General features: G+C 71.4%; 21 protein-coding genes. 16 read left to right on the top strand and 5 right to left on the bottom strand.

What is annotated here, in order from left to right; all coding sequences use genetic code 11:
- Window positions 1-69: 69 nt before the first annotated feature.
- The 5 genes from AB0910_RS27825 (at window position 70) to AB0910_RS27805 (ending at window position 6,295) form a co-directional block, all read left to right on the top strand.
- Complete coding sequence (locus AB0910_RS27825) at window positions 70-3,342, top strand: BTAD domain-containing putative transcriptional regulator (protein WP_366747418.1); 3,273 nt, start codon at window positions 70-72, stop codon at window positions 3,340-3,342.
- A 163-nt stretch (window positions 3,343-3,505) separates the two neighbouring features.
- A complete protein-coding gene (locus AB0910_RS27820) occupies window positions 3,506-4,330 on the top strand; it encodes an AfsR/SARP family transcriptional regulator (RefSeq protein WP_366747417.1) in 825 nt (274 codons plus the stop codon).
- Window positions 4,331-4,442: 112 nt separating this feature from the next.
- A complete protein-coding gene (locus tag AB0910_RS27815; RefSeq protein WP_366747416.1) occupies window positions 4,443-4,892 on the top strand; it encodes a nuclear transport factor 2 family protein in 450 nt (149 codons plus the stop codon).
- A complete protein-coding gene (locus AB0910_RS27810; RefSeq protein ID WP_366747415.1) occupies window positions 4,889-5,977 on the top strand; it encodes an alkene reductase in 1,089 nt (362 codons plus the stop codon). The genes AB0910_RS27815 and AB0910_RS27810 overlap by 4 nt, the downstream gene beginning before the upstream one ends.
- 24 nt (window positions 5,978-6,001) lie before the next feature.
- Entirely contained in the window at window positions 6,002-6,295 is a 294-nt protein-coding gene (locus AB0910_RS27805; RefSeq protein WP_366747414.1) for an antibiotic biosynthesis monooxygenase family protein, read from the top strand.
- A gap of 92 nt (window positions 6,296-6,387) precedes the next feature.
- Here the strand turns inward: AB0910_RS27805 and AB0910_RS27800 are convergent, their stop codons facing one another.
- Together AB0910_RS27800 and AB0910_RS27795 are read right to left on the bottom strand one after the other, a co-directional pair.
- Window positions 6,388-7,104: an SDR family NAD(P)-dependent oxidoreductase gene (locus AB0910_RS27800; protein WP_366747413.1), complete on the bottom strand. Its 717-nt coding sequence runs from the start codon at window positions 7,102-7,104 to the stop codon at window positions 6,388-6,390.
- Window positions 7,105-7,265: 161 nt separating this feature from the next.
- Window positions 7,266-8,171, bottom strand: coding sequence for an MBL fold metallo-hydrolase (locus AB0910_RS27795; RefSeq protein WP_366747412.1), 906 nt, complete (start codon window positions 8,169-8,171; stop codon window positions 7,266-7,268).
- A 110-nt stretch (window positions 8,172-8,281) separates the two neighbouring features.
- Here AB0910_RS27795 and AB0910_RS27790 point away from each other — a divergent pair, with 110 nt between their 5' ends.
- The 7 genes from AB0910_RS27790 to AB0910_RS27760 all read left to right on the top strand — a co-directional run bounded on the left by AB0910_RS27790 (window position 8,282) and on the right by AB0910_RS27760 (window position 14,507).
- Window positions 8,282-9,085, top strand: coding sequence for an AfsR/SARP family transcriptional regulator (locus AB0910_RS27790; protein ID WP_366747411.1), 804 nt, complete (start codon window positions 8,282-8,284; stop codon window positions 9,083-9,085).
- Between the two features lie 9 nt (window positions 9,086-9,094).
- Window positions 9,095-10,270, top strand: a complete 1,176-nt coding sequence (locus AB0910_RS27785; RefSeq protein ID WP_366747410.1) for a phosphotransferase family protein — start codon at window positions 9,095-9,097, stop codon at window positions 10,268-10,270.
- Window positions 10,257-10,802 (top strand): flavin reductase family protein, encoded by a 546-nt coding sequence (locus tag AB0910_RS27780; protein WP_366747409.1) that lies wholly within the window; start codon window positions 10,257-10,259, stop codon window positions 10,800-10,802. The genes AB0910_RS27785 and AB0910_RS27780 overlap by 14 nt, the downstream gene beginning before the upstream one ends.
- Window positions 10,799-11,863, top strand: coding sequence for an LLM class flavin-dependent oxidoreductase (locus AB0910_RS27775; protein ID WP_366747408.1), 1,065 nt, complete (start codon window positions 10,799-10,801; stop codon window positions 11,861-11,863). The genes AB0910_RS27780 and AB0910_RS27775 overlap by 4 nt, the downstream gene beginning before the upstream one ends.
- 10 nt (window positions 11,864-11,873) lie before the next feature.
- On the top strand, window positions 11,874-12,767 hold the full coding sequence (locus AB0910_RS27770) for an amino acid ABC transporter permease (RefSeq protein ID WP_366747407.1): 894 nt from the start codon (window positions 11,874-11,876) through the stop codon (window positions 12,765-12,767).
- Window positions 12,764-13,513 carry an amino acid ABC transporter ATP-binding protein gene (locus AB0910_RS27765; RefSeq protein WP_366747406.1) on the top strand — a complete coding sequence of 250 codons (750 nt, stop codon included), beginning with the start codon at window positions 12,764-12,766 and terminating at the stop codon, window positions 13,511-13,513. Before AB0910_RS27770 ends, AB0910_RS27765 begins: the two co-directional genes overlap by 4 nt.
- Window positions 13,514-13,622: 109 nt before the next feature.
- On the top strand, window positions 13,623-14,507 hold the full coding sequence (locus AB0910_RS27760) for an ABC transporter substrate-binding protein (protein ID WP_366747405.1): 885 nt from the start codon (window positions 13,623-13,625) through the stop codon (window positions 14,505-14,507).
- A 22-nt stretch (window positions 14,508-14,529) separates the two neighbouring features.
- Here the strand turns inward: AB0910_RS27760 and AB0910_RS27755 are convergent, their stop codons facing one another.
- Entirely contained in the window at window positions 14,530-15,504 is a 975-nt protein-coding gene (locus AB0910_RS27755; RefSeq protein WP_366747404.1) for a ketoacyl-ACP synthase III family protein, read from the bottom strand.
- A gap of 323 nt (window positions 15,505-15,827) precedes the next feature.
- Here AB0910_RS27755 and AB0910_RS27750 point away from each other — a divergent pair, with 323 nt between their 5' ends.
- Genes AB0910_RS27750 through AB0910_RS27735 form a run of 4 tightly spaced genes read left to right on the top strand, consistent with a single transcriptional unit; the run spans window position 15,828 to window position 19,711 of the window.
- Window positions 15,828-16,892 (top strand): acyltransferase domain-containing protein, encoded by a 1,065-nt coding sequence (locus AB0910_RS27750; RefSeq protein ID WP_366747403.1) that lies wholly within the window; start codon window positions 15,828-15,830, stop codon window positions 16,890-16,892.
- 8 nt (window positions 16,893-16,900) lie between these two features.
- Complete coding sequence (locus AB0910_RS27745; RefSeq protein ID WP_366747402.1) at window positions 16,901-18,169, top strand: beta-ketoacyl-[acyl-carrier-protein] synthase family protein; 1,269 nt, start codon at window positions 16,901-16,903, stop codon at window positions 18,167-18,169.
- Window positions 18,166-19,386 (top strand): ketosynthase chain-length factor, encoded by a 1,221-nt coding sequence (locus tag AB0910_RS27740; RefSeq protein WP_366747401.1) that lies wholly within the window; start codon window positions 18,166-18,168, stop codon window positions 19,384-19,386. The genes AB0910_RS27745 and AB0910_RS27740 overlap by 4 nt, the downstream gene beginning before the upstream one ends.
- A gap of 55 nt (window positions 19,387-19,441) precedes the next feature.
- Window positions 19,442-19,711, top strand: coding sequence for an acyl carrier protein (locus tag AB0910_RS27735; RefSeq protein WP_366747400.1), 270 nt, complete (start codon window positions 19,442-19,444; stop codon window positions 19,709-19,711).
- Between the two features lie 69 nt (window positions 19,712-19,780).
- On the opposite strand, the gene AB0910_RS27730 is transcribed toward AB0910_RS27735, so the two are convergent.
- Together AB0910_RS27730 and AB0910_RS27725 are read right to left on the bottom strand one after the other, a co-directional pair.
- Window positions 19,781-20,728, bottom strand: a complete 948-nt coding sequence (locus AB0910_RS27730) for an aromatase/cyclase (protein ID WP_366747399.1) — start codon at window positions 20,726-20,728, stop codon at window positions 19,781-19,783.
- Window positions 20,729-21,054: 326 nt separating this feature from the next.
- On the bottom strand, window positions 21,055-21,930 hold the full coding sequence (locus AB0910_RS27725) for a LysR substrate-binding domain-containing protein (protein ID WP_366747398.1): 876 nt from the start codon (window positions 21,928-21,930) through the stop codon (window positions 21,055-21,057).
- Between the last annotated feature and the right edge of the window lie 107 nt (window positions 21,931-22,037).

The following is a 22,037-nucleotide window of genomic DNA, read 5'->3' as shown; positions in this document are numbered from 1 at the left end:
GACCTGGATCACACGTCGGCGGTCATATGTGCGGGCGGGTCCTACTGTGGCGACTGTGCACGGCCGACCGTGCGCAGGGGGAGCTATCAGGCAGGTGTGCGCTTGAACGGGGAACGTGCTTCTACCGACTTCCGAATACTCGGGCCGCTGGCGATTCGGCTTGGGGGACGCGAACTGACCGTCTCGTCCCCCAAGCAGCGAGTGCTCCTGACCTCGCTGTTGCTGAGGATCGATCAGGTGGCCACCTCCGACGAACTCATCCGGCGGCTCTGGGACGACCAGCCGCCGCGGGACAGCCGAGCGGCGCTGCACGTCCACACCACGCGGCTGCGAGCCCTGTTGAGAACACCGCCGGCCACCGGCGGTGGTCCGGTCATCGAAACCCATCCGGGCGGCTACCGGCTCGCGGTGGACCCGGCCGCCCTCGACCTCGTGCGCAGCCGCCGTGCCGCGGAAGAGGCCAGGGCCGCCCGTGGCGACTGCGACGCCGCTCGCGAACTGGCCGCTTTGGAACGAGCGTTGGCTGAATGGCGGGGTGCCCCCTTCGAGACGATCGCCTCCGCCTCCCTGCAGACGGAAGTCCTTCCGCAACTCGTCGAGGAGCACCTCGGCCTCGCCGAGCGACGCTTCGCGCTCGTACTCGACCTCGGTGGCGGCCCCGATGTCGTTCCGCAGATCCGCGCCCTCGCCGCCGAACACCCCCTGCGGGAGCGGCTGCGCGAGTACCTCATGCGTGCACTGCGGGGCGCCGGGCAGATCGCCGTGGCCCTGGAGGAGTACCGGGACTACTACCGCATGCTCGACCGCGAGCTCGGGCTGCCACCAGGACAGGAACTCCAGGGTCTGCACCGGAAGTTGCTCGCGGAGATCGGCGAACTCCCCGATCCCGCCGTCCACCGGGCCGTGCCGTCCACGAACCCCTCACGTGCGTTGTCCGCCCTGCGCCGGCCCGTGGAAGTGCCGACCGTCAACCCCGGCGTCCCCTGGGTTGTCCAGCGTCAACTGCCGCCCGGAGCCACCCACTTCGTGGGCCGTGAGGAACTCCTGGAAGACATCGTGAACGCCCTCACCCCACGGCAGCGCACCGCTGTCCCTCTGGTAAGCCTCGTGGGACCTCCCGGCATCGGCAAGACGGCCCTCGCACTGCGCGCCGCCCACCGGCTCGGCTCCGCCTATCCGGACGGCCAGTGGTACGTACGGCTCCACGACCCCCGCGGCCGGGCCCGACCGGTCCAGGACATCATCGACGAACTGCTCTTCTTCTCCGGCGCGGACGTCTCCGCGCTGCCCGCCGAACGCCATCAGCTCACAGGAGTGCTCCGCAGCAGGCTGGCGGAGCGACGCGTCCTCATCGTCATCGACGACGTCAACGACAGCCAGCAGGTGCACGACCTCCTGCCGGGCTCCCCGAGCTGCGCCGTCCTGGCCCTGCACCGCGAATACCGCCCCGACCTGGTCGCGGTCTACGGAGCCCGCAGCTTCACCCTCGACCTGCTCTCGCAACAGGAGAGCGAGGAGGTGCTGACGGCAGTGCTCGACCGCCCGCAGAAGGCGGTGTCCCGGAAGGCCGTCGCCGAACTCGTCGAACTGTGCGGCAGGCTGCCGCTCGCCCTGCGCATCGCCGCCGGGCACCTCGCCGGCCGGCCCTGGCGCTCCGTCGAGTCTTTCGTGGAGGCACTGCGGGAGGGAGACCCACTGGAGCTACTCGCCGTCGGCGACAGCCCCGCCACCGCCGTACGGGCCGCTTTCAGCGTCGCCTACGAGTCACTCCCCGCGCTGTCCAGGAGGTTTTTCCGGGTCCTCGGCATCGTCGGGGACATGGCCTTCACGACGCGTACGGCCGCGCAGCTCGCGGGCTGTGAACCGAGGCTGGCGGAGCAGCTCCTCGACAAGCTCGCCGCCGCCCAGCTGATCGAGGCCGAGGCGTGCGACACGTATCGTTTCCACAACCTCATCGCCCTGTTCGCGGCGGAACGCGGTGTCGAGGAGGACAGTCCCGAGGACCGGCTGCACGCGCTGAACCAGCTGTGCCGGTGGTATCTGCACCGGACCGACGAGGCCGTGCAGTCCTGCTACCCGGGCTTCCTTCGCGTGCTGCGACCCGACCCGCAGGTCCCCGTGCGCGAGATCGCCCCGCAGGCAGCTCAGGCATGGCTGCAGAGCGAGCAGCCGAACCTGGTGACGCTCGTCGTACGGGCCGCGGACGAGGGGCTCGACGAGGCCTGCGTGCGGCTCGCCGACATGCTCCGCGGCTACTTCTCACTGGGACGGCTGCAGATGGACTGGCTCAGGGTCGCACAGGCCGGACTCCGCGCCGCCACCTCGCTGGGCGAACCGCGCCTTGAGGCGGGGATGCGGCTGAACGTCGGCCTCGCCCTGCAGGGCCTCAACAGGCTTGGCGACGCCGCCCGCGAACTGCGCGCCGCCCACCGCGTGTTCATCAGGCTCGGCATCCGCGACTTCGAAGCGGTCACCGTCAACGCCATCGCTATGAATCAGCTTCAGCGGCCCAACAAGGACATCGACAGCGCCGTCACCCTGCTGGAGCGGGGGCTGGAGATCAGCCGGCGGCTGGGACTGCGGCAGGTGGAGGCCCGAGGCCTGCTCTATTTCGGCATGGCCCGGCACAGCCAGGGCCGGCTGCGTGCCGCGGAGGCCCACTTCACCCGCGCTGCCGCGATCCTCGAAGAGGACGGGGTCCGCCGCTCCCGGCCCGAGGTCCTGGCCCGGCTCGGTGCCGTCCACGCCGACCTGCGGGACTGGGACGCCGCCATGTCCGACCTCAGCGAGGCGCTTTCGCTCAGCGAGGAGTTCAACGCCCCGCACTCCTCGGTGCTCGCCTCTTCCGGACTCGCACAGGTCTACGCCTGCAACGGCTATGTCGAGCTCGCCCACCAGCACGCAGAGAGCGCCGCGGTCATCGCACGGGACCACGGCTATCTCGCCCCGGAGGCCAACGCGCGCGCCGTGCTCGCCGGGGTGCACCAGATCCGGGGCCGGTCGTCCGAGGCCCGCGAGGAGTTCGGCCGGGCCCTGCGCATCGCCGAGAGCATCGGCCACCCGCAGGTCGAGGCGCACGCGCTGATCGGCCTCGGCAGGCTGGAACTCGACGAGGGGCGGCAGGCCGAGGCGTACGAACTCGCCATGCGCGCGTGTGTCGTGGCCCAGCGCTCCGGGTTGCGGCTGCTCAGCTCCCGGGCCTCGGAACTGTGCGGGCGGACCGGCCTGACCGCGGCGCACGTCGGCGCCGCCCGGGCCGAGGCCGACGGGGACCCACTCGTGGACAGGCAGCTGCCAGAGGGATTCGACGGGCGGGCGCTGTTCCCGGAGTGCCATGCGTGAACCGGCCCCGCCGCGGCTCGTCCTGCGGCGCGGAGTACGGCGTGGGTGGTCAGGGACACGTGAAAGGGCGGTTCGGCCGAGGTGAAAGGGTGCCGAAGGCAAGCCGTAAGGGCCGGGCGACACGATGGTGCCCGCCTGGCAACCGGCCAGCCCTGGAGGCGACATGTACGCACGGATCCTCGGCCCGCTGACCCTCACCGACCGTCTGCGGTCCCTGACTCCGCGGGCCCCGAAACAGCGGCAGCTGCTGTCCCTGCTGCTCCTGCACGCCGGACAGGTCGTCACGATCGAGGAGTGCGTGGACGAGCTGTGGGACGACGCGCCCCCGCACAGTGCGCACTCCACGCTGCAGACCTATGTCATGCAGATACGCAAGACACTCAGAAGCGCGGGCGGGACGGGCCCCGCGGAGCTGCGTCTTGAGACGCGGGACCGCGGCTACCTGCTCGCCGTGGACCCGGGCCGGCTTGACCTCCAACAGTTCGAGAGACTCGTCGACCAGGCGGCCATGGCCCGGATCGCCGGTGACCACGCACGGGAGTCCGCGCTGCTGCACGACGCCCTCGGGCTGTGGACCGGCAAGGCCCTTGCGGACGTGACATGCGGGCCCCTGCTGCGGATGCGGCTCAGCGGACTGCACGAGACCTGGCTCGGCGCCCTGGAACAGCGCATCGACGCGGACCTGAGGACAGGCCGCCACCACCAGCTGATCGGTGAACTGAACGTGCTCACGCGGCAGTACCCCACCCACGAGAACCTGTACGCCCAGCTCGTGATCGCGCTCCACCGGTCCGGGCGGTCGGCCGATGCCCTGAAGGTCTTCGCGCGGCTGCGCCAGACCCTCAACACCGAGCTGGGTCTGGAACCTTCGGCCCGAATGCGCGCCCTGCAGACCGATCTGCTCAACTCCGCCCCGCTGACCGAGTCGGTGTACCTGCCCGCTCCGGGTGGCGGCGCCGGTCCCGTCCCCCTGCGGTCCGCGGGCTGACCGGGCCGGTCGCGGACCCCGTGGAGCCGGACTCCACGGCCGCTCCACCGGTGCCGCCGAACCTGGCACGGACAGCGCCCGACCGGCGACCCCGATCAGAGGGAGGAAGACCGTGACGCGGACCGCACCGCCGGACACGCAGACCGTTTCCCACCTGGACTACGCGGCCATCATCCAGTTCTACGCCGGACACGCGCAGTTGCTGGATGTCGGCCGGGCCGAGGAGTGGGCCGAGCAGTTCACCGAGGACGGAACGTTCGCCCAGAACGTGAAGCCGGGCGTGAAACAGGGTCGCGCCGACATCGCCGCGGGCATGCGAAAAGGCATCGACGCCCTGGCCGCGCGCGGCCTCACCCGGCGCCACTGGTTCGGCATGGTGGCCGCGGAAGCCGTCGAGCCCGATGTCGTGGCCACCCGTTACTACGCCGTGGTGTTCGAGACGCCGCGCGGCGGCGAGCCGCGGCTGTATCTCAGTACGACCGCCGAGGACGTCCTCGTACGCGACGGCGACGGATGGCTGGTGCGCAGCCGGTACATCGCCCATGACGGGACCGACGCATGAGTGGGCTGTTCGACCCGGTCCCCTTCGGCGCCCTCGAACTCCCCAACCGGCTCGTCATGTCCCCCATGGGCCGCGGCCGTACCACTGTCGACGGCACCCCGCTGCCGGTCATGGCGGAGTACTACGCGCAGCGTGCCGGGGCCGGACTCGTCATCAGCGAGGCGACCCATCCGAGCGCAGTCGCGGTCGGACACGCCCACAGCGTCCGGCTGCACACGGCCGAGCAGGCCCGTGCCTGGGCCGAGGTTGTCGACGCGGTGCACCGGCGCGGCGGCCGGATGTACCTGCAGATCATGCACGCGGGCCGGATCAGCCATCCAGACCTGCACGGTCAGACCCCGTTCGCACCGTCCGCGATACGGGCTGACGGAACTGCCCGGGTCTTCCGCGGCAAGCCGGACTATCCGGTGCCGCGGCCCATGACCGAGCAGGACATCGCCCGGACCGTCGAGGACTTCGCGCGCTGCGCGCGCACCGCCGCCCAGATCGGCTTCGACGGCGTCGAGATCCACGGCGCCAACGGCTACCTGCTCCACCAGTTCCTCGCCTCGGCGACCAACCATCGCTCCGACCCCTACGGCGGTGACGTCGCGGGCCGGATCCGGTTCGCCGTCGAGGTCGCCCGGGCCGTGGCCGCCGAAGTCGGGCCGGAGCGGGTCGGGATGCGTCTGTCGCCGGGCCTCCCCCTCAACGACATGTCCGAGCCGGACCGTACTCAGACCTATCCGGCGCTGCTCGCCGAGCTCGACCGACTCGGCCTCGGCCACGTCCACTTCGTCGCGGGCAGCGACACCGATCTCGTACGGCGGCTGAGCCGGCTGTGGGAGCGCACTGTCATCGTCAACTGCGGCACCGGTCCGCTCGACACCGACTCGACGCTCGCCGTCGCCGACCAGGCCTTGAAGGACGGAGCCCAACTGCTGTCCTTCGGAAGGCAGTTCCTCGCCAACCCCGATCTGCCTGACCGGCTGCGCACCAAGGCCCCGCTCAACGCCTGGCAGCCTCCGTTCTTCTACGAGGGCGGCGCACGGGGCTACACCGACTACCCCGTCCTGAGCGAGACCGCCCCAGCACCCCTGCCGTAACGGCCGCACACTGAGGAGACCACCATGGTCGTGTTCGTCAACAAGCTCACCCTGATCGGTGACGCCGAGGAGTTCGAGAAGCGCTACGAGACCGTCGGCGCCTTCATGGAGACCCAGCCCGGGCTCATCCGCTACTCCCTCGTCCGGTCCGACAAGGACCCCTCCGTCTACTTCAACCTCGCGGAGTGGGAGGACGAGGAGACGTTCCGCAAGGCCCTCGCCGAGCCGGAGTTCCGCAGCCGGCTCGACGCGCTCACCGGCCTCATCAAGGGGGAGCCGCACCTCACCGTGCCGGTGCGCCAGGGACAGCGTGCGTAACTCCGATCCCTGCAGACGAGAAGCGGGGTGCGGGCGGCGGAGTCACTCCGCCGCCCGCACCCCGTCCCGTGGGTCCATCGGAGACGGATGCGTCAAAGTACCCCGCCGTCCACCTGCAGCACCTGCCCGTTGACGTACGAACTGTCCGCCGAGGCCAGAAACAGCACCGCCCGGGCCACCTCGTCGCCGGTGCCGGGGCGTCCCGCCGCGAGCGACGGGGCGAGCTTTGTCCACAGCTCCTCGTTGCCGATCAGCGCTCTGCCCATGCCGGAGTCGATGTACCCCGGTGCCACACAGTTCACGGTCACCTCGTCGGCGGCCAGCTCCAGCGCCGTCACCCGGGTGAACGCTTCCACCGCCGCCTTCGACGCGCAGTACGCGGCGGCGCCCGGCATGGCTCGTGAACCCAGCAGGGAGGACATGGTGATCACCCGCCCGCCCGGCGACTCGCGCACATACGGCAGGGCCGCCCTCACGGTGTGGAAGACGCCGTGCAGATTGGTGCCGACCACTTCGCTCCAGTGCTCGACGGACAGCCGCGCGACCGGGCCCGGCCGGCTCAGGCCCGCGTTGGCGACCACGATGTGCGGTCCTCCGTACCGTTCGTGGACGGTGTCCATCAGCGTCCGCATCGAGTCCGGTGCCGTCACGTCCGCCTTGAGCACCACGACACCGTCGCACGGGTCCTCGGCGGTCTCCCGGGCCGCGGCGACCACCGTGGCCCCCTCCGCGGCGAGCGCCAGCGCCACGTCCCGGCCGAGCCCGCGGGTGCCCCCGGTGACGACGGCGGTCCTGCCACGCAGTTTCATCTTTCCTCCACAACTTCGGCTTCGGGGCTCCGCCGAGCGTTGGCGGCTCGGCTCGTGCGACGGCGGAGCGGCACTGGAGACGACGTCCCGCGGTCCAGTGGACCTGGAGTGCCGCTCGACCGAGCCGGGAAACGCTCGGCGTCATGGACTCCTCCACGGCCTCAGGCCAGGCACTTCAGCGGACGCCCTCCGTTGAAGGCGACCATCTCCCGCATGGCCCGGGTCGACGGGATGTGGGCGCCGAGCACCCCGCCCGCCGCCTCCTGGAAAGCGCGGTGGAGGTTGCCGACCAGGCGCTCACGGTCCAGGAGCTTCGAGAACGCGCCCTCGTCCGCGCGCCGCGCCGTCTCCAGCGGGCTCAGTCCGTCGGCCAGACCCCGCTCCGCCAGGCCGGACACCCAACGCAGGTACTCCTCGACCGAGTCGAGGAGTTCAGGCCCGCCGACCGGCCCGTGGCCGCCGACCACCACCCGAGGACGCAGCGCCCGCAGTCGCGCCAGGGCCTCCAGGGACCCGGCGAGCGAGCCCATCAGAACGAACGGCGCCGCTCCGGAGAACACCAGGTCACCTGCGAACAGCACCCGTTGCTCCGGCAGCCACACCGCCAGGTCGTCCCCCGTGTGCGCGACGCCCGGGTGGACGAGCCGCGCGGTGACGCCGCCCAGGTGCAGCGTGGCGCTCTCGCCCACGGTGAACGTCGGCAGCACCGTCGGGGTGTTCCCCCAGTCGACGTCCGGCCACAGCGACTGCAACGCGGTGCCCCTGCGCAACAGTTCGCCGGGGCCTCGCTCGTGGCTGACGAGATGGGTGTGGGGGCCGGCGAGCACATGGTTGCCGAACGTGTGGTCACCGTGGTGGTGGGTGCTCACCACGATCCGGCGCGGCCCGTGGGCCAGCGCGTCGACGGCGTCCCGCAGCGCGAGCGCCCGTTTCTCGGTGGCTGCCGTGTCCACCACGAGCACGGCGTCCTGGCCCACGACGATCCCGGCGTTGTTCACGCACCAACCGCCCGGCGCCTGCACATACGCGTGCACCCCGTCGGCCACCGTCACCACTGTCCCCGACACGAGACCTCCACCCGCTCGACGTGATCTGTGCTCCTGACGCCCCATTGCGCCGCCTGCCGGTGGAGGGCGACTGGAGCAGCCGAAGAAGACCGGAGAAGAGAGGAACCACGATGGAATTCGGCGTGCTCGGGGGGTTGTCCCTCACGGACGGCGGCGGCCGCCACTTGCCGACGGCGCCCAAACAGCGGCAGCTGCTCGGCCTGCTGCTGCTCCACGCCAACCAGGTCATGCCGACCCACACCTGTGTGGCCGAGATCTGGGGCGGCCATCCGCCGCTCAGCGCGGCGACCACGCTCCAGACGTACGTCATGCATGTGCGGCGGCTGCTCGCCCGGCTGCCGTCCGTCGCCTCTCGCGCCGCAGCCCGCGCCCGGCTCAGGACCGTCGGCCAGGGCTACCTGATGGTCGTGGGCCCCGGTGAACTGGACCTCCTGCGCTTCGAGAACCTCGTCGAGCGGGCGGGCCGGGCACCGGCGGGCGACGACGCGGCGGTCGCCGGACTACTGCGCGGCGCCCTCGCGTTGTGGCACCGACCTGTCCTCGCCGACGTGCGCACGGGCCCGGTACTTCAGTCCGCGGTCACCCACTGGGAACGGCGCCGGCTCGAAGTCCACGAGGCATACCTGGACGCACGGCTGCGCCTCGGGTGCCATCGCGAGGTCCTGCCCGAGCTGGCGGTACTGACGCGCGGCCACCCCACGCATGAACCCCTGCACGCCCGCTACATGACCGCCCTCTACCAGGTCGGCCGGGTGGGCGACGCCCTCGACACCGCGACCCGGCTCACCCAGCGGCTGGTCCAGGACCTGGGCGTCGCACCAGGGCCCGTCGTCCGCCGTCTGCAGTCCGTGATCCGTGACGGCGGCAGCATGCCTGTCCCCGCTCTGGCCGTCCCCGGCCGTCGACCGGCCTGAGGAGGCCCCGTGCCCGTACCACTGCAACGCGACCCCGACCTGACCCGGGCCGTGCTCACCCACTGGTTCGGCACCCGCTCGGCGGAGATCGACGCCGTCGAACTCGGGCCCGTCACCGTGCCCAAGGAGGTCGGCTTCTCGGGAGAGATCCTGCTTCTCGACGCGGAGTGGACGGTGGCCGGCGTCCGCCACCGCGAGCCCCTCGCCCTCCGCGTCGCCCCGACCGGACACCGCGTCTTCCCCGAGGACTTCTGGGCCGACCAGGTACGTCTCCTGCGCGCGCTCGGCGACACCGGGCTGCCCGTGCCGAAGGTGCTGTGGGACGAGCCGTCCGCGGAGTTCCTTGGCGCCCCGTTCCTCGTCATGGAGCGCGTCGACGGCCAGGTCCCGGCCGACCTGCCCTCGTACCACCGCCAGGGCTGGCTCACCGACCTTGGGCCAGCGGCACGCGTCGAGGTGTGGAACGGGGGAGTGGACGCGCTCGCCTCCATACACCGGCTGGACCCCCGGGCGCTCGGGCTCGAATTCCTCGACCGGCCGGAGTTCGGCCGCCCGGGTACCGGCCGGCTGCTGCGGCACTTCACCCACTATCTGGACTTCTACGGCGCGGGTGACAACGTCACTGCCGCGACCGCGCTGGACTGGCTGCGCGGCAACCAGCCCGACGACGCGGGACCTCCTGCGCTGTTGTGGGGGGACGCACGCATCGGCAACATCATCTACTCCGGCACCCGGCCCGCGGCGCTGCTCGACTGGGAGATGGCGGCGCTCGGCCCGCCCGAGGCCGATCTCGCCTGGTATCTGCACATGGACCGCCACCTCAGCGAGGGCATCGGTGCCGCGCGCCTTGCCGGACTACCGGACCGGGCCACGACGGTGGCGCGCTGGGAGAGCGGCACAGGACGCCGGGCCCGCGACCTGCCGTACCACGAGGTGTTCGCCGCCTACCGGTTCTGCGTCGTCACGGCGCGCGTGACACGGCTCCTCGAGGACAGCGGGATCCTGCCGCCCGGTACGGACTTCCCGCTGCACCGCAACGCCACGGCGCTGCTCGCGAAGGTCCTCCGGGAGGTGTCCGGAACCCCCGTGGCGGAGGACGCCTCCAGGGAGCATGGACCAGGCCTCCAGGGTGCGTGGCCAGCCTTGGCGCGGAACGGAGGAGGCACGGACCATGGCGATCGATGACGAACTCTTCCGAGCGGTGTTCAGCGCGCACCCGGCCGCGGTGTGCGTCGTCACCGCACTGGATCCGGAGGGCCGGCCCAGTGGCCTGACCACCAGCGCCGTCACCTCCCTGTCGAAAGAGCCGCCCCTGCTGCTGGTCTGCCTCGGCAGGGAGTCGCGGACCCTGCGGGCCATCCGGCACTCCGGCGGCTTCGCGGTCAACTTCCTCGCCGTGCACACCGAACAGCTTGCGGAGCGCTTCGCCGGCAAGAGCACCCAGAAGTTCGAAGGGCTCGACTGGCGGTCGTCCGACCGTGCCTCGGGGGCGCCCCTGCTGCCCGCACCGCACGTCAGCGCGGTGGCCGAGTGCGCGGTCCTCCGGGAGATCCCGGCCGGCGACCACTGCGTCCTGTTCGGCCGGATAGAGGACGCGGCCGTGTCGGGCCGCGTCCCGATGCTCTACCACCATCGGGACTACATCCACCTGCCGGGACCCGCTCTGTCCGCGTACGCCGCGCCCGACTGGCCATCACAGATCAAGGGGGTCTCATGAAGTTCGGCATCAACCTCTTTCCCACCGTGGGCCCGGCGGAGAAGTCCGCGGGGCAACACTTCGAGGAGTCGCTGCGACTGGCGGAGCTCGCCGACACGCTCGGCTTCCACCACGTGAAGACCGTGGAGCACTACTTCCACGAGTACGGCGGCTACAGCCCTGATCCTGTGACCTTCCTCGCCGCCGTCGCGGCCCGCACCCGCCGGGTCCGGCTGATCACCGGTGCCGTACTGCCCGCTTTCACGCATCCGCTGAAGCTCGCCGGCAAGCTCGCCATGCTCGACAACATCTCGCAGGGCCGGCTCGACGTCGGTTTCGGACGGGCCTTCCTGCCCGAGGAGTTCACCGCCTTCGAAGTGTCCATGGACGAGAGCAGGGCCCGCTTCGACGAGGGCGTCGAGGCATGCCGTCGCCTGTGGGCGGAGGAGGACGTCGTCTGGGAGGGCCGCTTCCACCGCTTCGGGCCGCTCACGCTGCTTCCCCGCACCTGGCAGCGCCCGCATCCGCGCATCCTCGTCGCCACGGCCAAGACACCCGCGTCCGCCGAGGCCGCCGGCCGCGCCGGGTACGGCGTGATGCTCGTGCCATCCATCAACCCGCGGGAGCAGGTGCAGAAGACGCTCGCCCTGTACCGCGACGCCGCCTCGGCCGCCGGGTTCAAGCCCACTGAGGAGGACGTCCACATGAGCTACAGCTGCTACATCGCCGAGGACGCTCAGGCAGCCAGGCAGAAGGGCAAGCTCGCCTCCGACCGCGCCAACCAGGCCCTCGCCTCCGCCGTGTCCGCCTGGAGGGAGACCCGCAGCACCGACTACCCCGGGTACGAGAAGATCGTCGAGCGGGCAGGCAAGGGCGACTTCGACCGTGCCGTCGCCGAACGCAAGGCGCTGGTTGGCACGCCCGCCGAGGTACGGGCCGCGATCGACGACCTCCGCGTCTGGTTCGGCGAATGCACCGTCAGCCTCCAGGTGATCTCCGGCGCCATGCCGTTCGAGGAGTCCGCCCGCACCATGCGCCTCTTCGCCGAACAGGTCCTGCCGTACTACCAGACCAACGACTGAGGGACCGTCGATGGTTTCCCTCCGTACCGATCCCGGCAAGGAACTCGCCGGCGGCTCCGGGCGGGCCGGGGCCGGGGCCGACGCGGCGTTCGCGCGGCCCCGGCCCCGGCCGGCGCGCTGGGTGGCCGCCGCGGCCGGGCTGGTCCTGCTTGCCATGGCACTCAACGCCCTCGCCACCAATGACGCGTTCCGCTGGGACGTCGTCACCCGGTACTTCACCGCCGACACGGTGCTGGCCGGGCTCGGCACCACCCTGTGGTTGACGGCCGTGGCCTTCACCGGCGGCTTCGTCCTCGGCACCGTGCTCGCCGTGATGCGGCTCTCGGCCAACCCGGTCCTCGTGTCGCTGAGCTGGGGCTACACCTGGCTGTTCCGGTCGGTGCCGATGCTGGTCCAACTCCTCTTCTGGTACAACGTCTCGTTGCTGTACCCGAAGCTGTCGCTGGGCATCCCTTTCGGCCCGGCCTTCACCGAGTTCTCCACCGAGCGGACGATCAGCAGCCTGATCGCCGCCGTGATCGGCCTCGTCCTGCACGAGGCGGGCCAACTCGCCGAGATCATACGGGCCGGCGTCCTGTCCGTCGGCCGGGACCAGACCGAGGCCGCAGAGGCGATGGGGCTGAGCGGCTGGCGGATCTTCCGGCGCATCGTGCTGCCGCAGGCGATGCCGGCGATCCTGCCCCCCGCGGGCAGCCAGGTCATCGCGCTGCTCAAAGGCACCTCCATCGTCAGTGTCATCGCCGTCCAGGACCTGCTGTACGCCACCCAGCTCATCTACAACCGCAACTACCTGGTCGTCCCGCTGCTGCTGGTGGCCACGCTCTGGTACCTGCTGCTGACCACCCTGCTGGGCATCGTCCAGTACTTCGTCGAACGCCGCTACGCCCCGGGAGCCCGGCCATGATCGAGGCAGTAGGCGTTCGCAAGTCCTTCGGCACCAGAATGGTGCTCGACGACATCTCCCTCACCGTTCCCGCGTCCACGGTCACCTGCGTCATCGGCCCTTCGGGTTCCGGCAAGAGCACACTGCTGCGCTGTGTGAACCGGCTGGAGCGTATCGACGCGGGGCGCATCACCGTAGACGGTGAACTCGTCGGATACGAGTGGCGTGGCGACCAGTTGTACGAGCGCTCGCGCCGGGCCGTATCCCGCCAGCGGTCCCGGATCGGCATGGTCTTCCAGAACTTCCGCCTCTTTCCGCACATGACGGTCCTCGACAACATCACCGAGGCGCCGCGCGCGGTCCTCGGACTGCGGCGGGGAACGGCCGAAGAACGGGCCCGCGAACTGCTGGCCCGGGTCGGACTCGGCGGGAAGGAGGAGGCGAGCCCGCACCAGTTGTCCGGCGGCGAGCAGCAGCGCGCCGCCATCGCGCGCGCCCTCGCCATGGAGCCCCGGGCCATGCTTTTCGACGAACCCACCAGCGCACTCGACCCCGAACTGACCGGCGATGTCCTCCAGGTGATCCGCTCGCTGGCCGACGGCGGCATGACGATGGTCGTCGTTACCCACGAGATGCGGTTCGCCAGGAGCATCGCCGACCAGGTCGTTTTCATGGACAACGGCGTGATCGTGGAGACCGGTCCGCCCGAGACGGTCTTCGACGCTCCCCGGCACGACCGCACCATCCGGTTCCTGGACCCGCGTTAGGCGCCCCCGGCACATCCCTCACCGCTCTCACGAGGAGAGACCGATGCCATCCGCCCACCCCGTTCTCCCCACCACCCGCCGTGCCCGCCTCGGGACGGTTCTTACGGCGTTGCTGCTGCCGCTGCTGCTCATCGGCTGCGGTGCCGCCGACGACGTTCCCGAGGACGCCCAGGCACGCCAACTCGGCGCCCAGGACGTGGTGTCGGCGGTCCACAAGGACGCCGAGCTGTCGGTGACGCTGCCCGCCGAAGTCCGTAAGTCAGGTGTGCTGCGGGTCGGTTCGGCCATCGGAGTGCCACCCATCGCCTTCAGCCCCGAGGACGGGGGACCACCGCGGGGCGTGGACATCGACGTCATCGACGCTGTGGCACGCGTTCTCGGGCTGAAGGTGCGGCGCGCGCACGTGAGCGGAGCCTCCCTGATCACCGGCCTCGACGCCGGCCACTACCAGGTCGGCACAGCGAACCTCGCCGTCACCGAGGAGCGCGAACAGGTCCTCGACTTCGTCCTCTACCTCACCGACGGCTCCGGCTTCGCCGTACGCGACGACAGTGCGCTCAAGCAGGTCAAGAGCCTGGCCCAGCTGTGCGGGCTGAAGGTCGGCACAGGCACGGGGACGACGTTCGAGACCGAACTGCAGACAGCGAGCAGGACCTGCGTCGCCGGTGGCGGCAAACCCATCGGCATCAGTACGTACCCCGATGCCGCCGCTCACTTCCTGGCCCTGCGCCAGGGCCGAGTCGACGTGCTCATGACCTCGTCGAGTGTCCTACGCTACGCGGCGACCCAGCAGCCGGGCCTGCGCTACCTCAACGAGATCGAACGCAAGAACGTCGGCCTCGCGGTCAAGAAGGGGTCACTGCTGGCCGGGCCGTTGAAGGGCGCGGTCGACCACCTCATCGAGGACGGGACGTACGACAGGATCCTCAAGAAGTGGCACCTGCGGGCGGCCGCCGTCCCCGCCGCACGGATCAACCCCGGGCCCACTCCCTGAACGACTCGTGCCTGAACGGCGGTCAGCCTTCCCACTCCAGCACCGCGCAGCTCCAGGTGAACCCGGCGCCGATCCCGAACAGCAGGCACAGGTCGCCGGGCCTGACCCGGCCGGACTCGGCCAGGAACGCGAGTCCGGCAAACTGGTCGCCCGCACCGAGGTGACCGACCGACCGGCCCCACGGCCAGGTGGTGCGCTCCTCGGGGATGCTCCAGCGACGCAGGAAGGTCGAGTTCAGTCGTCCGTGCCCGAAGTTCGGCAGGACGAACCATGCGACGTCGGCGAGCGTGCAGTCAGCCTCCGCAAGGGTGCGCTTCAGCGTTTCGTCCTGTCCCGCGGTGATCCGGGCCACGCTGTAAGAACGTCCGGTGTCCTCAATGAACGTCCGCTGCAACAGGCCCAGGTCGATCGGCTGCCGCAGTGCGAACGGCACCCGGGAGAACGGATCCCGCCCACGGTGCATCTGTTCGAGATCCGCGTCGGACACGGTCACCAGACTCCGCAGCCGGGCCAGCCCCGTCCGTCCCCGGGTGAGGACGACCGCAGTGCCCGCATCGCCGTACACGGTGCCGGGGTCGCTTCGCCAGCGCGCGAAACCGGGCTCACCGAACACGTCGCCCGTGGTCAGCAGCGCGCTTCTTCTGCCCGGCGCCCCGCTGAGATAGCCGGCCGCGAGATCCAGTGCGGCCATGCCGCCGTTGGACAGCTGCTTGATCTCCACGGCCGGGCACCGGTTGCCGACCGCGTACCGCTGAATGTACGAAGCGGGCGCCCACAGGTCGTGCCCCTGGTACTGCACCGTGGCGTGCAGCAGCAGGTCGATGTCGGTGGCCTGCGTGCCTGTACGTTCCAGCACGTGCCGTGCCGCCGCCACGGCGAGTTCGGGCGCCGAACCGCCGGCCGACACCGCCACGGACTCGACGGCGCCGCTCGCGGCTGTCCGCTCGTCGCACAGGCCCTCGCGCAGTGCCTGGTCGACGGAGCAGGTGTCCTCCACGTGCAGGGCTGCTCCGGCGATGTGCAGGTCTTCATACCTCATCTCCCGATGCCCTTTCACCGGCTGTCTCTTGGGGGAATCCCCGTGCGGACGCCGACGGCCGCCGGTCCGGAGGGTGTCCGGAACCGGCGGCCTTCGAACTGACCGCGGTGCAGCGGGGGCGACGGGTCGCGTGCCTCCGCCATCACCCACACTCCGGCCCGCCGGTGGACGAGTGGTCCAGAGCGGCTGGAGCCGTCGGCGCGCACGCTGTCCCCCGGGTCGAGCCATCCTCCAGCCCGCGCTTCCACCATGGGCGGGACCCGAAGGAGAGGAGGTCCGCCGTGACCGCACCGCCGCCGACCGCGCTGCTGTTCCCCGGCCAGGGCGCGCAGCAGCCCGGCATGGGCGTCGGCCTGTATCACGCACATCCCGGGTTCCGTCAACGCATGGACCAGGCCCTGGAGTTGTGGCGCGACTACGGCTTCGACCTGCGCGCGGACTGGCTCGCCGGCCGCCCCGGCCCCGAGGCCGATCACCTGCACGTCGCCCAGCCCCTGCTGTTCTCCCTGGACTGGGCGCTCGGCCGCACGGTCCTCGATGCCGGGGTGCGGCCCGCCGCGCTGCTCGGCCACAGTGTCGGGGAGGTCGCCGCCGCCACGCTCGCCGGGGTGTTCGACCTCGCCGGTGCCGTCGGTGTCATGGCGGACCGGATCGCCCAGCTGGCTGACACCCCGGCGGGCGGCATGCTCGCGGTCCTGGCGAGACCCGACGAGATGGTCCCGTACACGACGGGCGAGGTCGTCGTCGGCGCCGTCAACGGGCCACGCCAAGTGCTTCTCTCCGGGCCTGAGGAGGGCCTGAGCCTGGCCGAGGAGAAGCTGCGCGCCGACGGCTTCACCACCCGGCGGGCCCGTGCCCTCAACCCCTTTCACAGTCCGGTGCTCACCGAGGCGGCCCTGCGCGGCCTGCCCTTCCTCGCCTCGGTACGGCCGAGCCCGCCCCGCCTGCCGCTGTACTCGGCCTACACCGGCGGGCTCCTGACGCCCGAACAGGCCCGCGACACCAGGTTCTGGGCGCTTCAGCCCGCCTCGCCCGTCCTGTTCGGGCCGGCCCTCGACGCCCTGCTGGCCGAGCGGGACGTCGTCCTCGTCGAGGCGGGGCCGGGCCAGGGGCTCACCGCGCTGGCCCGGCGCCATCCGTGGGTCACCCGGGGGGCGTCCGGGGCGCTCGCGCTGCTGCCCGCCCGTCCCGCCGACGCGGACACCGAGTACGCGGCCTTCGAGAAGGCCCTCGCGGTGCTGGTGAACCCGCCCGCGGTGTCCGGGCCCGCTCCAGCGGATCTCCAGACCGCCTTGCCACGGTCACGACCGGGGGCCGGAACACCGGTCCCCGCCGACAGCGAGTGAGGATGCCCATGCAACGACGCGTCGTCATCACCGGAATCGGTGCGGTGGCGCCCGGGGGAACAGGGATCAAGCAGTACTGGGATCTGCTGTCGACCGGGCGGACGGCCACCCGTGCCATCTCCCTCTTCAACGCCTCGCCGTACCGCTCGCAGGTCGCCGCGGAATGCGACTTCTCACCCGCCGCGGCCGGACTGTCCCCGCAGGAGGAGCGCAGGCTCGACCGGGCGGGCCAGTTCGCGCTCGTCGCGGCCCGGGAGGCGCTCGCGGACAGCGGCTTCGACGTCACGAGACCGAACCCCGAGCGCACCGGCGTGGCGCTCGGCTGCGCGGTGGGCTGCACCACCTCGATGGAAACGGAGTACATCGTGCTCAGTGACGGGGGCGCCCGGTGGCTCGTCGACCCCGCGTACGCCGTGCCGCGTCTCTACGACCACTTCGTGCCCAGCTCCCTCGCCGCGGAACTCGCCCGCGAGGTGGGCGCCGGGGGCCCGGTGTCGCTCGTGTCCGACGGCTGCACCTCGGGCCTGGACGCCGTCGGCCACGGCACCGACCTGATCCGTGAGGGCAGCGCCGATGTCGTCGTCACGGGGGGTACCGACGCGCCCATATCCCCGATCACCCTCGCCTGCTTCGACGCCATCAAGGCCACCACGCCGCGCAACGACGACCCCGAGCACGCCTCGCGCCCCTTCGACAAAACCCGCAATGGTCTGGTCCTCGGTGAGGGTGCGGCGGTGCTGATCCTGGAGGAGCTGGATCACGCCGTGCGGCGCGGAGCCCGCATCTACGCCGAGGTCGCCGGCTTCGGTACCCGAAGCAACGCCTATCACATGACGGGTCTGCGTTCGGACGGCGCCGAGATGTCCGAGGCGATCCGCGTCGCCATGGCCGAGGCCCGGCTCACGCCCGAGGACGTCGACTACGTCAACGCGCACGGCTCCAGCACGAAGCAGAACGATCGCCACGAGACGGCCGCGTTCAAGACCTCGCTGGGGGAGCACGCGTACCGGGTTCCCGTCAGCTCGGTCAAGTCCATGATCGGGCACTCGCTCGGCGCGATCGGCGCCCTCGAACTCGTCGCGAGCGTCCTCGCCATGGAGAACGGTCTGATCCCGCCGACCGCCAACCTCCACGAGCCCGACCCCCTGTGCGATCTCGACTACGTGCCGGTGACCGCCCGCGAGGCGCGTGTCGACTCTGTCCTGAGCGTCGGCAGCGGCTTCGGCGGCTTTCAGAGCGCGGTCGTGCTCGCCCGCCCCGAAAGGAGCGCAGCGTGACTGCGTCCGCACCTGTGATCACCGGGCTCGGCGTCGCCGCCCCCACCGGACTCGGCACGGATGCCCACTGGGCGGCGACCGTCGAGGGCCGCAGCGGTATCACCGCCATCACCCGCTTCGACGCCTCCGGCTACCTCGCGCGCCTCGCCGGCGAGGTACCCGGCTTCGAGGCCGCCGAGCACATTCCGAGCAGGCTGCTTCCGCAGACCGACCACATGACCCGGCTCGCGCTGTACGCCGCTGATGAAGCGCTCCGGGACAGCGGCCTCGACCTCGTAAACCTGCCGCCGTACGCGGCGGGCGTCGCCTCCGCCTCCTCGATGGGCGGCTTCGAGTTCGGCCAGCGTGAACTGCAGAACCTGTGGAGCAAGGGCGGCCAGTTCGTCAGCGCCTACCAGTCCTTCGCATGGTTCTACGCCGTCAACACCGGTCAGATAGCGATCCGGCACGGGCTCAGGGGACCGAGCAGCGCGGTCGTCACCGACCAGGCCGGGGGGCTGGACGCGATCGGGCACGCCCGCCGCCAGATCCGCAAGGGTACGAAGGTCATGCTCGCCGGGGGCGTCGACGGCGCCCTGTGCCCCCTCGGTCTGGCGGGACAGCTCAGCTCCGGCCGGCTCAGCACCGCCGACCACCCGGACCGGGCCTACCTGCCCTTCGACGAGGCCGCCGCCGGACACGTCCCCGGTGAGGGCGGCGCCTACCTGGTCCTGGAAGACCCCGAGGCGGCCCGGGAAAGAGGCGCGCGGCTCCACGGCCGACTCGACGGGTACGCCGCCACGTTCGATCCCGACCCGGACTCCCCGGCCGCCGACGGTCTGGCACGGGCCGCACGCGGGGCCCTCGCCGACGCCGGCTTGGGGCCCTCCGACATAGCCGTCGTCTTCGCGGACGGTGCCGCCGTGCCCTCGGCGGACCGGTCCGAAGCAGCCGCGGTGACCGCGGTGTTCGGTTCCGGGAAGGTCCCGGTGACCGTGCCCAAGGCACAGACGGGACGCCTCTACGCCGGCGGAGGAGCCCTCGACCTGGTCTCGGCCCTGCTCTGCCTGCGGGACGGCCGCATCCCGCCCACGGCACACGTCACCTGCGTCGCCAAGGACTGCCCGATCGACCTGGTGACGGGCGAGGCCCGCCGGCTGCGCGGCGACGCGGCGCTCGTACTCGCCCGCGGAGAGGGCGGCTTCAACGCGGCAGCCGTCGTCACGACCGCGGACTGATGGGGCACGACCCGCCCCCTACGACAAGCATCCGCTACGACAGGAAGGAACTGACATGAGCGCCAACGGGACCACGGCACTGAGCCTTGACGACCTGACGCGTATTCTGCGCGAGTCGGCCGGCGAGGACGAAGCGGTCGATCTGAGCGGTGACATCGCTGACGTGTCGTTCACGGACCTTGGCTACGACTCGCTCGCCCTGCTGGAGGTTGCGAGCCGTGTCACCCGCGAATACCGGGTGTCCCTGCCGGACGAGGAGCTGGACCGCGCCGAGACCCCGCGGGCCTTTGTCGAACTGGTCAACACGGAGCTCTCGCGGGCCTGAAGCTCCTGATGCGAACGCGAGGGGCGGGCCCCGGAGTCCACCGGGGCCCGCCCCTCGCGTTCCGCACGGTCAGTGGGCCGCTGCCCGTTCTGCGGCCTGCTTCGCCAGTGTCAGCGTGGCCGTGCTGTTCCCGCCGAGCGCGTTGCGTACGAGATCCCGCGCGGTGTCCAGCGTGGCGTCCACGCCCAGCAGCTCCCTCACTCGGTCGGGGCGCAGGACGACGGTGTGGTGCGAGGAGGCACGCACTCCGTTCCCGGTCGACTCCACGGCCCAGCGGCCGGTGTGCGCGCGCATGAGCGGGGGCACCCGGGTCTGCTTGTACACGAGCCGGTCAGGCCCGAAGCCGACGCGCACCGATGTGGTGGTGTGCACGGAACCGTCGGCGGCCCGGGTGTCCATCTCCACCGTCTGCAGATCCTCTCCCGGCTCGGTGAGCACCAGCCGACTGACGTGCGGCAGCCGCTCCTCCCACAGGTCGGCCCGCCACAGGAAGTCGTACACGGCCTCGGCCGGCCCGGCGATGTCCACGTGATCGGCGAACGACAACAGCGCCCGAGGCTCGGCACCGAGGGACTCGGCGGCGGACTTCAGCGCGGCGAGCTCGGCCTTGCTGTTGGTGTCGACGGCACGTTGCACCCACTCCCGCGCCCCCGGGTCGTCGTCGACGACCGTGAAGTCGTGCAGCAGCACGACGCTGGAACCGCCGGGGGCCTCCTCGACGATCCACTCCCCGCTCATGGAGGCCACCGGCGCCGACGAGATCTCCTGGCGGAACGTCACCTGAAGTGCCGAGGGGTCCAGTTCACGCCGGGAGGTCCAGGACCGTACCTCGCCGTTCGCGAACGCCCAGATCTTCAGCCGTTCCGAACGGCTGTTCCCGTCGAGCCGCTCCACGTGCACTGTGGGAGGGAAGACGTACGGCCAGCCCTCTGCCGTGGCGATCAGCTCGTACACGGCCTTCGGGTCGGCCGTCACATGGACGGCATGACGCGTCCTGACTATGCCTGAGTCCGGCATGCTGTACCCCTTTCCGGTGATGTCGCCGAGAGTGTGGGGCAGGCCGATCCAGCAGGGGTGGAGGGGTACTGGACGCACGCGCTGCAGACGCATCTGTCCTGGGAAAGCCTCGCGAGCCAGTGAGCTGGGGAGGAAGTGTCGTCCCGGGTGACTGATCGAGAGGCCGAGGAGCAGGGCTCGGTCCGCAATGCCGACGTGTCCCCGGATCTGCACTTCCTCCGCAGCACAAGAGGGCCCACGGCCCAGCGCCGCGGTTCCGGCGAAACGGCCTCGTGCCTGACAGGCACCAGTGGCGCGTCCGGCGCCGGCCGAGGGCGTCTGTCGGCTCACAGGAGCGCGGTGGCGAGGAAGGCGTCCTTGGCGGGGCTCGTGGTGCGGGGGGAGTACAGGGCGTGCAGGGGCGCGTACGGCGGCGGGTCCAGGGCGAGGATGCGCACGGCGCCGCCGGCCGCGGGGCCCGGCGGCGTGGTGACGAAGGCGCAGCGGTCGGTGCCGATGACGGCGGTGACGGGCGGGGTGCCCTGGAGTGCGGTGCGTTCGATGTCGGGTTCGAAGCCGGCGGCGCGGCAGTGGCCGATGAGCAGGTCGGTGTAGCCGGAGTGGCCCGGCCTGCCCCAGACGACGAAGCGCTGCCCGGCCAGCCGGGACAGCGGCACGGACTCCCGCGCGGCGAGGGGGTGGCCGGCGGCGACCGCGAGGTGGAGGGGCTGGTGGCCCAGAGTGGTGCGGGCGAGGCCGCGCGGCGGCGCCATGGCCCGGCACAGCCCGATGTCGAGATCCCCGGCCAGGAGGGCCTCTGCCAGCTCCGCGGGGTAGCGCTGGTTGACGTCGGTCGCCAGATCGGGGTGGGCGGCGGCGACCTGCCGCAGCAGGCCGATGGCCTCCTCCCCGGTGACGGCGGGGGTGTGGCCGAGCCGCAGGACCTCGGGCTCGCCGCGGCCGACGCGGCGGGCGCGCTGGAGGGCGGAGTGCGCGGCGCCGCGCAGCGCGCGGGCGTCCTCGGCGAGGGCGGCGCCCGCGGGCAGGAGCGAGACGCCGGTCGCCGTGCGTTCGAGCAGCGGGACGCCCACCTCGCGCTCCAGGACGCGGACGGAGGTGGACAGCGCCTGCTGAGACAGGTGCAGGCGGGCGGCGGCGCGGGTGATGCTGCCCTCCTCGGCGACCGCGATCAGGTGCTCCAGCTTGTTCAGGTCGAGGGCCATGTCAGCGCGTACCCCTGCGGTGGCTCGGAGAAAGTCCGCGCCCGCTTTTGTACACCTGTGGCGCGTGACGGCGTACCCGTTGCGGGAGATAGGGTCGGCCTGTGATC

This window comes from Streptomyces sp. NPDC047002, assembly GCF_040704505.1.
GTDB lineage: Bacteria > Actinomycetota > Actinomycetes > Streptomycetales > Streptomycetaceae > Streptomyces.
Note: the sequence above shows the minus strand (reverse complement) of the source record. Positions and strands in the feature narration are given on the sequence as shown.